This is a genomic window from Streptomyces sp. NPDC059255 (genome assembly GCF_042752355.1).
In the GTDB taxonomy this organism is placed as follows: Bacteria; Actinomycetota; Actinomycetes; order Streptomycetales; family Streptomycetaceae; genus Streptomyces.
In genome coordinates this window covers 1-12,461 of record NZ_JBHYZP010000018.1, presented here as the reverse complement: position 1 = coordinate 12,461, position 12,461 = coordinate 1, and the positions used below count along the sequence as shown (strand labels likewise).

The following is a 12,461-nucleotide window of genomic DNA, read 5'->3' as shown; positions in this document are numbered from 1 at the left end:
GAACCGCACAGGCCCCTAACGGCCCAGGCTCTGCCAGACGGCGACCGCGAGCGCGCCCAGTGAGCAGAGCGCCGCCACGGCGGGCAGCGGCCACCTGGAGTGCTCCAGGGCCGCCACACGCGCGGCCAGATCGGCCACATCCTTGTCGGTCTGGTCGTTGCGGTGGGCCAGTAGCGCCATCCTGCCGTCGGTCCTGGCAAGACCGACGTCGAGGCTGCGACGTAACTCCGCGCGCTCCTGGCCGACCACGGAATGGTCAGAGTCGGTGGTCACGATGTTCCGCTCCTGTTCGGGGAGAAGTGTTCCACGATGCGACTGCCTGGCCGCGACGGGTTCGGCGGCCAAGCGGAATCGAGTCAACTCCCCCTGAACGGCGGGCATCAGGGTGTACGGATGTCATATGCGCGCACCCTCCGCACACACCGTGTGAATCAGGAGTACGGGTAGAAGCCCGCACCCGTCTTGCGGCCCAGCCGGCCCGCGTCCACCATCCGCTGGAGCAGCGGCGATGCCGCGTACAACGGCTCCTTGTACTCCGCGTACATCGAGTCCGCGACCGACGCCACGGTGTCCAGACCGATCAGATCGGCGAGCTTGAGCGGGCCCATCGGGTGGGCGCAGCCCAGCTCCATCCCGTTGTCGATGTCCTCGCGGCTGGCGATGCCCGACTCGAACATCCGGATCGCGGCGAGCAGGTACGGGATGAGCAGCGCGTTCACCACGAAGCCCGAGCGGTCCTGGGCGCGGATCGCGTGCTTGCCGAACACGCCTTGGACGACGGCCTCCGAGCGGAGAATCGTCTCCTCGGACGTCGTCAGCGCGGGGATCAGCTCGACGAGCTGCTGTACGGGGGCCGGGTTGAAGAAGTGGATCCCGATCACCTGGTCGGGGCGCGAGGTCGCGACGGCCAGTTTGACCAGCGGGATGGAGGAGGTGTTGGAGGCCAGGATCGCGTCGGGACGCGTCACCACCTGGTCGAGCACCTGGAAGATCTCCGTCTTGACCTGCTCGTTCTCCACGACGGCCTCGATGACCAGATCGCGGTCGGCGAACTCCCCGAGATCCGTGGTGAAGCTCAGCCTGCCGAGCGCCGCGTCGCGCTCCTCCTCGCTGATCTTGCCGCGTTCCGCGGCCTTCGCCAGCGAGTTCTGCAGCCGGGTCCGGCCGATCTCCAGCGCCTCGCCGGTGGTCTCCGCGACGATGACCTCCAGGCCGCTGCGCGCGGCGACCTCCGCGATGCCTGCGCCCATCTGGCCGCAGCCCACCACTCCGACGCGGGCGATATCGGTCAGGGTGTCGGTCACATCGTGCCTTTCTCCGGTCCGTGTCCGTGCAGGTCCCCCGTACGATTCCGGCGCCTGCCCCGGGAACAGGACGTTACTCCGGCAGCGGATGCGCGTGACGGTCCGGGGCAGGCATGCTCGGCGGTGGACCGGGCCGTCCGTTGCCGCGGCGGCGCGGTCCATTGCCGGGACATGACACGCGACAGGGTGAGGGACGGCGCATGGGGCACGAGTCGGGGCAGGGCACGACGGAGTACGGCACGGCGGGGCAGGGCGCGAGCGGGTACGGCGCGGCGGAGCGGGGGCGGCCGCGGGGGCGGCCGCGGGGCGCGGCGCCCGTCGGGCGGCGCGGGTTCGTCGCCGCCGCGGCCGGGGTGGCGGCCACCCTGCTGACCGCGGGGGACACGGTCGCCGCCGGAGCCGCCCCGGGACAGGGGCCCGGCGGGCGCCCCGTGCCGGTCCACCACGGGACGCGCCCCGCGCTGCGCGGCATGTGGGTGGCGACCGTCGCCAACCGGGACTGGCCCTCGAAGCCCGGGCTCCCGGCCGACCGCCAGCGGGCCGAGCTGATCAAGCACCTCGACACGGCGGTGGACCGCCGGCTCAACGCCGTCGCCTTCCAGGTCAGGCCCACCGCCGACGCGCTGTGGCCGTCGCCGTACGAGCCCTGGTCGCAGTACCTGACCGGCACGCAGGGCGTGGACCCCGGCTGGGACCCGCTGGGCACGGCGGTACGGGAGGCCCACGCCCGCGGCCTCGAACTGCACGCCTGGTTCAACCCGTACCGCGTCGCCACCCACACCGACCCCACCCGGCTCTCCCCGGACCACCCGGCCCGGATCCATCCCGGCTGGGTCCTGCCGTACGGCGGGAAGCTCTACTACAACCCGGGCCTGCCCGAGGTACGGACCTTCGTCCAGGACGCCATGCTCGACGCCGTCGAGCGGTACGACATCGACGCCGTGCACTGGGACGACTACTTCTACCCGTACCCGGTCGCCGGACAGGTCTTCGACGACGACGCGGCGTACGCGCGGTACGGGGCGGACTTCCCCGACAAGGCGGCCTGGCGGCGCGACAACACCGACCGGCTGGTGCGCGGGACGGCGGAGCGGATCAGGAAGACCAAGAAGGGCGTGCGCTTCGGGATCAGCCCGTTCGGGGTGTGGCGCAACGCCGCCACCGACCCGCTCGGCTCCGACACCCGGGCGGGCGTGCAGACCTACGACGACCTGCACGCGGACACCCGCGCCTGGGTCCGCAAGGGCTGGATCGACTACATCGCCCCGCAGCTCTACTGGAACATCGGCTACGCCGCCGCGGACTACGCGAAGCTGGTGCGCTGGTGGGACGCGACCGTACGGGGGACGGGCGTCGACCTCTACATCGGCGAGGCCCTGTACAAGGCGGGCGACCCGGCCCAGCCCGCCGCCTGGCAGGATCCCGCCGAGCTGTCCCGCCATCTCACGCTGGCGAAGGACTTCGCGGGGGTACGGGGCCACTGCTACTTCTCGGCGAAGGAGGTCGGCGCCGATCCGATCGGGGCGATGACGCGCGTGGTGACGGACCACTACGGCAGGCGGTCACGGCTGTCGCGCTGAGCCCGGGGCACCGGTGGGCCGCGGCTCCTCGCGGGGGCCCTGCCGGCGGGTGGCGGCACGCTGGGTCACCGCGATGCAGACCAGCACCGCCACGGCGGCCACGGGCGCCGCCGGGGTGAGGTGTTCGCCGAGCAGCAGCACCGACCAGACCAGGGTCAGCACCGGCTGCGCGAGCTGGAGCTGACTGGCCCGCGCGATCCCGATCGCCGCCATGCCCCGGTACCAGACGTACAGCCCGAAGAAGGTGGAGACCAGCGCCACCCAGACCACGCCGATCACGCCGTGCGCCGTCAGCCGCACCGGCTCGAAGGAGAGCGCGACGGCGCCGCCGGCCAGCGAGAGCGGGAGCGCGCCGACCAGCGCCCAGCCGATCACCTGCCAGCCCGGCATCTCCCGGGCCAGCCGGCCGCCCTCCGTGTACCCCGCCGCGCACACCAGCAGCGCGCCGAAGAGATACAGATCCCCCGTGGACAGCGCCCCGCCGCTCTGCCCCACCGTGAAGGCGACCACCACGGCGGCTCCGGCGACGGCCGCCGCCCAGAAGGTACGGGAGGGCCGGCGGCCCGTACGGACCGCCGCGAAGGCGGCCGTGGTGAGCGGCAGCAGCCCGACCACCACGGCCGCGTGCGAGGTGGTGGAGGTCTCCAGCGCGAGCGAGGTGAGCAGCGGGAACCCCACCACGACCCCGACGGCCACGACCACCAGCCCGCCCCGGTGCCGGCGCTCGGGGACCGGGACGCGCAGCGCCAGCAGACAGCCTCCCGCGAGGAGCGCGGCCAGCGCGCTGCGGACGGCGACGAGGGACCAGGGGCCGAAGCTCTCCAGGCCCCACACGGTGGACGGGAAGGTGAGGGAGAAGGCGACGATGCCCAGGGCGGCGAGGAGCGTGCCCCGGTTGCCCTGGCCGTCCTGGCTGTCCCGGTCGGTGGCGCCCCTGCCGACCGCTATCGTCGTGTGGGGTGTAGCGCTATTCTCTGCTGTCATGTATGAGCGTAGCAGTGTGGCCGAGCTGGCCGAATCCCTGAAGCGTGAGCTGAACCACTACTCACCTGGTGGAAAGCTGCCGTCCAGCAGAGAGCTGATCGAGCGCTACCGGGTCTCGCCCGTGACCGTCTCCCGCGCGCTCGCTCGGCTCACCGCCGAGGGTCTGGTCGTCACGCGCCCCGGCGCCGGAGCCTTCCGGGCCCCCGAGCGCCCCGCCCCGGCCAGGGCCGGCGACACCTCCTGGCAGGAGGTCACCCTCAGCGCGGAGACCACGGCCGACGGAGTGCCGCGCGCCGTCGACGCCTCCGGTGTCCTGATCACCCTCGCCGCGCCGCCGCCCGGCGTCATCGAGCTGAACGGCGGCTATCTGCACCCCACGCTCCAGCCCGAGGCCGCGATGGCCGCCGCCCTCGCCCGCGCGGGCCGCCGCCCCGGCGTCTGGGGCCGGCCGCCCGTCGACGGACTGCCCGAACTGCGCGAGTGGTTCGCCCGGGCCGTCGCGCCCACCAGTACCGCCGCGGAGATCCTGGTCACGGCGGGCGGCCAGAGCGCGCTCACCACAGCGCTGCGCGCCCTCGCCCCGCCCGGCGCGCCGGTCCTCGTCGAGTCGCCCACGTACCCGGGCATGCTGGCGATCGCCCGCGCCGCCGGGCTGCGCCCCGTCCCCGTACCGGTCGATCCGGACGGGGTACGGCCCGACCTGCTCGCCGCCGCCTTCCGGGCCAGCGGCGCCAAGGTCTTCGTCTGCCAGCCGCTCTTCCAGAACCCGACCGGCGCCGTGCTCGCCCCGGACCGCAGGCCCGAGGTGCTGCGGACGGCCCGGGAGGCCGGGGCCTTCGTCGTCGAGGACGACTTCGCGCGCCGTATGGTCCACGCGGACGCGGGCCCGCTGCCTCCCACGCTCGCCGCCGACGACCCCGACGGCGTCGTCGTCCATGTCTGCTCGCTCACCAAGGTGACCTCGCCGAGCCTGCGCGTCGGCGCCCTGGCCGCCCGGGGACCCGTACTGGAACGGCTGCGCGCCATCCATGTCGTCGACACCTTCTTCGTGCCGCGCCCGCTCCAGGAGGCCACCCTGGAGCTGGTGGGCTCCGTCGCCTGGCACCGCCAACTGCGCTCCGTGTCAGCCGAGTTGAAGACCCGAAGAGACACCCTGATCACCGCGCTGCGCACCACGCTGCCGGGGCCGACCCTCACGCACATCCCGGCCGGGGGGTACCACCTCTGGCTCCGGCTGCCCGACGGCACCGACGAGGCGGCCGTCGTCGCCGCGGCGCTGCGCGCGGGTGTCGCGGTGGCGCCGGGCCGCCCGTACTTCGGCGCCGAGCCGCCCGCCCCGCACCTGCGGCTGAGCTTCGCGGCGCCGGCCGGCCCCGCCGAGATCACCGAGGGGGTGCGCCGGCTCCGTACCGCCTGCGACGAAGTGCTCGGGTCCGGGTGACGGTGTGCCCCTGGTACGAAAACCCGTCCGAGAGCCCGTCCGAATGCCGTCCGGGTGCCGTCCGAAAGCCCAGGAGGGGCGCACTCGCCCGTGGATGACCGGCGCGTGACGGGCGTGTGACAGGGCGGGGGCCGGGGCGCCCCTCCCCGGGATTCCCCGGGGATCAGGGCGTTCCGCGTGCCTGAGACCCCTTGACCGGTACCGCTTTCCCCTCCACGATCACGGCCATGAGTGTTCGGGTCACCTTGGTCGCCGCGGCGCGCAGCGCGGACCTGTACGACGAGCGCTTCGGGGACGACCGCCCCCTCGACCGGACCGGCTGGCACGAGATGCAGCGCGTCGCCCACACCCTCATCCCGCTCGCCGCCGCCGATCTCCGCTACTGCTCACCCACCCCGCGCAGCCGCGCCACCGGCGACGCCCTCGGCTTCGCGCCGCTCGTCCAGCCGGCCCTGCGCGACTGCGACATGGGGCGCTGGCGCGGCTACACCCTCGCCGAGGTGATGGCCCTCGAACCGGCCGGTGTCGACGCCTGGCTCGCCGACCCGCGCGGCGCCCCGCACGGCGGCGAGCCGCTGCTCACCTTCATCTCCCGGATAGGCGGCTGGCTGGACACCCGCCCGGCCGAGGACATCGCGGCGATCGTCGCGGTCGCCGAACCGGCCGTCGTCCGCGCGGCGCTGGTCTACGCGCTGCAGGCACCGCCCCGTACGTACTGGTACGTGGACGTACGGCCGCTGTCGACCGTCACCCTGACCGGCACGCCCGGCCGCTGGAACCTGCGGCTCGACCCCCGCGCCTGACCGACCCGCCCCGCGACGGCACGCGCCGGGACAGGCCGCGCGCCGACGTAGGCCGGGGGCAGGCCTCACATCTCCGCGGCTCACGCCGTACCCAGCGCCTCCAGGATCTGCTCCCCGTACTTCGCCAGCTTGTTCTCGCCGACCCCGGTCACCGTGGACAGCTCCGCCAGCGTCGACGGCGCCAGGACCGCGATCTCGCGCAGCGTCGCGTCGTGGAAGATGACATACGCGGGCACGCCCTGCTCCTTCGCCGAGGCGGCCCGCCAGGCGCGCAGCGTCTCGAAGACCGTCACGGCCTCGGCCGGCAGATCCACCGGCGCCGAACGCTGCCTGGCCGGCTTCTCCGCGCGCGCGGGCCGCGCCGGCTTCTCGGGCTCGCGCCGCAGCATCACCTGCCGCCGGCCGCCCAGCACCTCGGCACTCTCCTCCGTCAGCACCAGCGTCCCGTAGTCCCCCTCCACGGCGATCAGCCCCTGCGCCAGCAACTGCCGTGCCACACCGCGCCATTCGGCCTCGCGCAGATCCGCGCCGATCCCGAAGACGCTCAGCGCGTCATGGTCGAACTGGATGACCTTCGCGGTCTTCTTGCCCAGCAGGATGTCGGTGATCTGCCCGGCGCCGAACTTCTGGTTGCGCTCGCGCTTCAGCCGGACGACCGTCGACAGCAGCTTCTGCGCGGGGACCGTGCCGTCCCAGGACTCCGCGGGCGTCAGACACGTGTCGCAGTTGCCGCACGCGGTGCTCTTCTGCCCGAAGTACGCGAGCAGTTGGACCCGGCGGCACTCGACCGTCTCGCACAGCGCCAGCATCGCGTCCACATGCGCGCCGAGACGCCGCCGGTGCGCCTCGTCGCCCTCGGACGTGTCGATCATCTTCCGCTGCTGGACCACGTCCTGGAGCCCGTACGCGAGCCACGCCGTGGACGGCAGCCCGTCCCGCCCGGCGCGCCCGGTCTCCTGGTAGTAGCCCTCCACCGACTTCGGCAGGTCGAGGTGGGCGACGAAGCGCACGTCCGGCTTGTCGATGCCCATCCCGAAGGCGATCGTCGCGACCATCACCAGCCCCTCCTCCCGCAGGAAGCGCGACTGGTTCACGGCCCGCGTACGGGTGTCGAGCCCCGCGTGGTACGGCAGCGCCGCGATCCCGTTCTTCACCAGGAACTCGGCGGTCTTCTCCACCGACGCCCGCGAGAGGCAGTAGACGATCCCCGCGTCGCCCTCGTGCTCGGCGCGCAGCAGCTGGAGGAGCTGGCGCTTGGGGTCGTTCTTCGGCGCGATCCGGTACTGGATGTTGGGCCGGTCGAAGCTCGCGACGAAGTGGCGGGCGTCCTGGAGCTTCAGCCGGGAGGCGATCTCCCCGTGTGTCGCCTCGGTGGCCGTCGCGGTCAGCGCGATCCGGGGCACGTCGGGCCAGCGCTCGTGGAGCGAGGAGAGGGCGAGGTAGTCGGGGCGGAAGTCGTGGCCCCACTGGGCGACGCAGTGCGCCTCGTCGATGGCGAAGAGCGAGATCGTGCCGCGCTCCAGCAGCCGTACGGTCGCCTCGACCCGCAGCCGCTCCGGCGCGAGATAGAGCAGATCCAGCTCGCCGGCGAGGAACTCGGCCTCCACCAGGCGCCGTTCCTCGAAGTCCTGGGTGGAGTTGAGGAATCCGGCCCGCACGCCGAGCGCCCGCAACGCGTCGACCTGGTCCTGCATGAGCGCGATCAGCGGTGATACGACGACCCCGACGCCCTTCCGTACGAGGGCCGGGATCTGGTAGCAGAGGGACTTGCCGCCGCCGGTCGGCATGAGGACCAGCGCGTCGCCGCCGGACACCACATGCTCGATGATCTCCTGCTGGCTCCCGCGGAACGAGTCGTAACCGAAGACGCGGCGCAGCACCTCCAGCGGGTCACCGGCCCCCGCGGCGGCCCCCGGACCGCTCGCGGAACGGGCCCCCGGACCGGTCTCGGACCCGGCCCAAGGATCGGGCTCGGGGCCGGTCTCGGAACCGGCCCAGGGGTCGGACTCGGGACCGGGTTCGGAACCGGCCCACGGATCCGCCCACGGGTCGGACTCGGGACCGGGTTCGGGACCGGTGTCCGGACCGGCCCACAGATCCGTCCCCGGATCGGTCTCGGTACCCGGCTCGGTGCGCGGCTCGGTGCCCGGCTCGGGAACGGTGGCGGAATCGGGAGCGCTCATCCGGCGATTCTACGAGGCCCCGGTGACAGCGGCCGGTGCGATCCGGCGGATCCGCCGGATCGGGGCCGGGCCCGCCCACGCGTGCGGCGCGAAGTAGGACACGCCCTGTCCTGGAGGCGATCTAGCGTCGAACACGCAGGCCAGGAGAGAACAGCAGAAGGAGCCGATCATGAGCACGGTCACGGCCAACCAGCCCACGGGCACCCCGACGTGGATCGATCTCGACGTCCCGGACGTCGAGACGGCCAAGGAGTTCTACGGGGCGGTGTTCGGCTGGGAGTTCAGCGCGCCCGGCGCCGGCGGGTACACCTTCGCCCTGCTGCGCGGCAGCCGGGTCGCGGGGCTGCGCCCGGTCCCCGCGCCGGCGTCGCCGCGGCCGCCCCGCTGGTGCGTCCACCTCGCCACCGACGACTGCGACGCCACCGCCCGCCGCGTCACGGAAGCGGGCGGCACGGTCACCGCGGGCCCGCTGGACAAGGGCGAGCAGGGCAGGGCGGCCCTGGTGGCCGACCCGGGCGGCGCCGTCTTCGGCCTCTGGCAGGGCGGCACCCTGCCCGGCTGCGAACTCGTCAACGAGCCGGGCAGCCTCGTACGCAACGACCTGATCACGCCGGACCCGGCCCCGGCGCGGGAGTTCTACGCGAAGGTCTTCGACTTCACCCTGGACGCCAACCAGGACATGCCCGACACGGACTTCACCTTCCTGCGCCGCCCCGACGGCCACGAGATCGGCGGCATCATGGGCGTTCCGGAGGCGCCGGCCGCCGCCTGGGGGACCCTCTTCGAGGTGGCGGACACGGACGGGACGGTACGGCGCGCGGTGGCGGCGGGCGGCACCGCCGGGGAGCCGGAGGACACCCTCTACGTACGGATGGCCGAGATCACCGACCCGTTCGGGGCCGTGTTCCAGGTGGGCGCGAGGCCCCCGGCCGCTCGGGCGAGCTGACCGCGGGCCCCGTATCGGGGATGTGGTGTCTGTGGTGTCGAGGACGGGGATGACGGGCCGGTCCGGTTCAGGCGTGCTGGGGGACCTCGTCCTTCAGCGCCGACCGGATCTGCTGCCGCAGCTCGGTGCTGTCCTCGTGACCGTGCACGGAGACGGCGTGCTCGCTGGCGGCGCGGACCACCTCGTCCTCCTCGCCGGTGATGGCGAGCGAGCACTCCGTCTCGCTCGGGAAATCCCGGCAGTCGGCGACCTTGCGCATGACGCACCTCCTCCCCTCCAGTATCCGGCCGCCCCGTGGCGGGCGCTTCCCGGCCGCGGGCCGTGTCACATTCCCGTGGCGCGACCCGTCGGAACAGTGACCGGCCACCGTGACCGGCCACTTACCAGGAGACCGATGATGCAGACACGTATGAAGAACCCGGCGCTGGTCCTTCCCGAGGCGATGCCCGCCGTCCTCGCCGTGGCCAAGGCCGCGCGGCAGGGCGGTGTGCCCGAGGCGACGATGGAGCTGGTCCATCTCCGCGCGAGCCAGATCAACGGGTGCGGCTACTGCGTCGACGGCGGGGTGCGCCAGGCGCGCAAGGCGGGGGAGACCGACGAGCGGCTCTTCGCGGTGGCGGCCTGGCGGGACACGCCGTACTTCACCGACGCCGAACGCGCCGCGCTGGCCCTGGCCGAGGCCGTCACCCGGCTCAGCGACCGCGCGGACGCCGTACCGGACGAGATCTGGGACGAGGCCGCCCGCCACTACGACGAGCGGGGTCTCGCCGCCCTCGTCCTCATGATCGCCACGACCAACCTCTTCAACCGGATCAATGTCACGACCCGGCAGATCGCGGGCCCCGGCTGGTGAATCCGGCCCGGGACGGTTCCCGTCCGGCTCTCCGGAGCCGAACGGGAACCGTCCCACCGCGTCACGGAAAGCAAACAGCCGGCCAACAAAGCGGCAACACGGACAACCTGGCCACCGCCCGGACGGTCTTCCGGCGCATGAAGATCTCTTTACTCATTCACAACGCCTACGGAATCGGAGGGACCATAACGACCACGTACAACCTGGCCCGTTCGCTGGCCGACCGGCACGAGGTGGAGATCATCTCCGTGTTCCGGCATCGCGAGGCGCCGAACCTCACGCCGGATCCGCGGATCACCCTGCGTCCCTTGGTCGACCTCCGCACCGAGCGGGACCACCCGGCCCAACTGCGCCCGGCGAAGGTCTACCCGGCCTCGGAATACCGCTACGACCAGTACAGCGAGCTGACCGACGAGCGGATAGGCGCCTGCCTGGCAGGGCTGGACGCCGACGCCGTGATCGGCACCCGCCCCGGGCTCAACGTCCATCTCGCGCTCCAGGCACCCGAGCGGGTGCTGCGGATCGGGCAGGAGCACCTGACCCTGGACAACCACTCGCCGCAGCTGCGGAAGGTCCTGCGCCGCGCCTACACCCGGCTCGACGCGCTGACCACCGTCACCGAGGCCGACGCCGCCGCCTACCGGCGCAAGATGCGGCTGCCGGGCGTCCGGGTGGAGGCGCTGCCCAACAGCGTCCCCGATCCGGCCCTGCCCCCGGCCGACGGGAACGCCCGCGTCGTGGTCGCCGCGGGCCGGCTGGTCCCGGTGAAGCGGTACGACCTGCTCGTCGAGGCGTTCGCACAGGTGGCGGCGCGCCATCCGGAGTGGCGGCTGCGCATCTACGGCGGGGGTGAGGAACAGGACCGGCTGCGCGGGCTCATCGACGGACTGGGCCTGCACGACAACGTTTTCCTGATGGGCTCGGCCATCCCCATGGAGGCCGAGTGGGTCAAGGGCTCCATCGGGGCCGTGACCTCCAACTTCGAACCGTTCGGCATGACGATCGTCGAGGCGATGCGGTGCGGGCTGCCCGTCGTCGCCACCGACTGCCCGTACGGCCCCGCCGAGATCATCCGGGACGGCGTCGACGGCACGCTGGTCCCGGTCGGCGACCGGGACGCCCTGGCCGCCGCGCTGCTGGCACTCGTCGGCGACGACGAACGGCGCCGCCGGATGGGCCGTGCCGCGCTGGAGAACTCCCGGCGCTTCGCCCCCGGCCCCGTCGTCGCGCAGGCCGAGCGGCTCCTCGGCGACCTCGCCGCGGCCCGCCGCGCGGGCCGACCGGCGGCCCCGCCGGCGCGCCCGGTGAGCGCGCTGATCAGCGGCGGCTACGCGGCCAGGGACACCGCCCGGGTCGCGGCCGGCGCGGCCCTCAGGACCGTACGGAAGGCAGGCCGATGAGCACGACGGAACACGCCCCGCCCGCCGAGCCGGCCGGCCCGGCCAGGCCCGCCACGCCCGCCGGACGGCCCCGCGCCGACTGCACGGTGGACGGCGCGGGCCGGATCACCTGGAACGTCCACCGGACGGTCCCCGGCGGAGCGCTCCCCCGGCTGCTGCTGCGGCTGCGCCCGAAGAAGGGGCGGCCCGAGACGGTCCGGCACCTCCTCGACCTGGAACCGGGCGGTCCCGACCTGCTGCGGGCCGTCCTGGAACCGGAGCCGGTGCTCGCCGAGGGCCGCTGGGACACGTACCTGGTGCCCGCCTCCGGCGACACCGGGGAGGCGGCGCGGCAGCGGCTGCTCCCGGGGCTGCGGGACCTGCGCGCGCTGCTCTCCGGCCGCCCGGCCGGCGGGAGCGCGCCGCTGGCCGTCCGGGTCCCGTACGCCACGGCCGACGGCTATCTCGCCGTACGGGCCTGGCTGCGGCCCGGTCACGCCGAGGCGGCCGGTATCCGTGTCGCGGGCCACACCCTGACCGTACGCGCGCGGCTGTACGGCGCCGGTCCCGCGGCCGGGACGGCGGTCCTGCTGCGCCGCCGGGGCGGGGACGGCGCGGAGCTGCGGACGGAACCCCGCGCCGAGGGCGGCCCGGACGGCGAGGACTTCTCCTTCACCGTCGACTACCGCGAGCTGCTCGACGCGGGCGGCGGGGGCCACGGGGTGTGGGACCTCTACGTGCAGCCGCGACCTGGCCGGGCCGTCGCGGGCCCGGTCCGGATGGGCCGGCTGCTGGACGACGTGGCGGACCGCAAGAAGATCTTCGTCTACCCGGCGGCCACACTCGGCGGGGTGACCGTCCGCCCGTACTACACGCTTGACAACGACCTCTCCCTGGAGGTGACGGGAGACTGAACCGGGCCGGGGCCGGGGCCGGCCGCGAGGGCGGGGCGGTTCGTGTATGCGGGGACAAAGACTCCCCGCATACA

The 12,461-nt window shown here is 73.5% G+C and carries 12 protein-coding genes; 7 read left to right on the top strand and 5 right to left on the bottom strand.

The features are described 5' to 3' along the window. Window positions 1-15 precede the first annotated feature (15 nt). The gene (locus ACFXKG_RS21370; RefSeq protein WP_365813361.1) at window positions 16-273 is read right to left on the bottom strand and encodes a hypothetical protein; all 258 of its coding nucleotides are present in this window, start codon (window positions 271-273) and stop codon (window positions 16-18) included. A gap of 158 nt (window positions 274-431) precedes the next feature. Continuing rightward, complete coding sequence (locus ACFXKG_RS21365; RefSeq protein ID WP_384841544.1) at window positions 432-1,292, bottom strand: 3-hydroxybutyryl-CoA dehydrogenase; 861 nt, start codon at window positions 1,290-1,292, stop codon at window positions 432-434. Between the two features lie 212 nt (window positions 1,293-1,504). On the opposite strand from ACFXKG_RS21365, the gene ACFXKG_RS21360 reads away from it, so the two are divergent. Continuing rightward, entirely contained in the window at window positions 1,505-2,884 is a 1,380-nt protein-coding gene (locus tag ACFXKG_RS21360) for a glycoside hydrolase family 10 protein (protein ID WP_384841194.1), read from the top strand. Here the strand turns inward: ACFXKG_RS21360 and ACFXKG_RS21355 are convergent. After that, window positions 2,867-3,868, bottom strand: coding sequence for a DMT family transporter (locus ACFXKG_RS21355; RefSeq protein WP_384841191.1), 1,002 nt, complete (start codon window positions 3,866-3,868; stop codon window positions 2,867-2,869). The two genes, ACFXKG_RS21360 and ACFXKG_RS21355, sit on opposite strands and share 18 nt — an antisense overlap. Between ACFXKG_RS21355 and ACFXKG_RS21350 the strand changes: the two genes are divergently transcribed. Then, entirely contained in the window at window positions 3,867-5,309 is a 1,443-nt protein-coding gene (locus tag ACFXKG_RS21350; protein WP_384841188.1) for a PLP-dependent aminotransferase family protein, read from the top strand. The genes ACFXKG_RS21355 and ACFXKG_RS21350 overlap by 2 nt on opposite strands. 227 nt (window positions 5,310-5,536) lie before the next feature. After that, window positions 5,537-6,112, top strand: a complete 576-nt coding sequence (locus ACFXKG_RS21345) for a histidine phosphatase family protein (protein ID WP_384841185.1) — start codon at window positions 5,537-5,539, stop codon at window positions 6,110-6,112. Between the two features lie 80 nt (window positions 6,113-6,192). Here ACFXKG_RS21345 and recQ read toward each other — a convergent pair whose 3' ends face one another. Further along, window positions 6,193-8,295: a DNA helicase RecQ gene (gene recQ / locus ACFXKG_RS21340; RefSeq protein WP_384841182.1), complete on the bottom strand. Its 2,103-nt coding sequence runs from the start codon at window positions 8,293-8,295 to the stop codon at window positions 6,193-6,195. Between the two features lie 169 nt (window positions 8,296-8,464). On the opposite strand from recQ, the gene ACFXKG_RS21335 reads away from it, so the two are divergent. After that, complete coding sequence (locus ACFXKG_RS21335) at window positions 8,465-9,241, top strand: VOC family protein (protein ID WP_384841178.1); 777 nt, start codon at window positions 8,465-8,467, stop codon at window positions 9,239-9,241. Between the two features lie 67 nt (window positions 9,242-9,308). Here the strand turns inward: ACFXKG_RS21335 and ACFXKG_RS21330 are convergent, their stop codons facing one another. Then, entirely contained in the window at window positions 9,309-9,500 is a 192-nt protein-coding gene (locus tag ACFXKG_RS21330; RefSeq protein WP_384841175.1) for a DUF1059 domain-containing protein, read from the bottom strand. A gap of 138 nt (window positions 9,501-9,638) precedes the next feature. Between ACFXKG_RS21330 and ACFXKG_RS21325 the strand changes: the two genes are divergently transcribed. The 3 genes from ACFXKG_RS21325 to ACFXKG_RS21315 all read left to right on the top strand — a co-directional run bounded on the left by ACFXKG_RS21325 (window position 9,639) and on the right by ACFXKG_RS21315 (window position 12,387). Beyond that, window positions 9,639-10,094: a carboxymuconolactone decarboxylase family protein gene (locus tag ACFXKG_RS21325; protein ID WP_384841541.1), complete on the top strand. Its 456-nt coding sequence runs from the start codon at window positions 9,639-9,641 to the stop codon at window positions 10,092-10,094. 137 nt (window positions 10,095-10,231) lie between these two features. Further along, window positions 10,232-11,494 carry a glycosyltransferase family 4 protein gene (locus tag ACFXKG_RS21320; protein ID WP_384841172.1) on the top strand — a complete coding sequence of 421 codons (1,263 nt, stop codon included), beginning with the start codon at window positions 10,232-10,234 and terminating at the stop codon, window positions 11,492-11,494. Next, the gene (locus ACFXKG_RS21315) at window positions 11,491-12,387 is read left to right on the top strand and encodes a transferase (protein ID WP_384841169.1); all 897 of its coding nucleotides are present in this window, start codon (window positions 11,491-11,493) and stop codon (window positions 12,385-12,387) included. The genes ACFXKG_RS21320 and ACFXKG_RS21315 overlap by 4 nt, the downstream gene beginning before the upstream one ends. The last annotated feature ends 74 nt before the right edge of the window (window positions 12,388-12,461 follow it).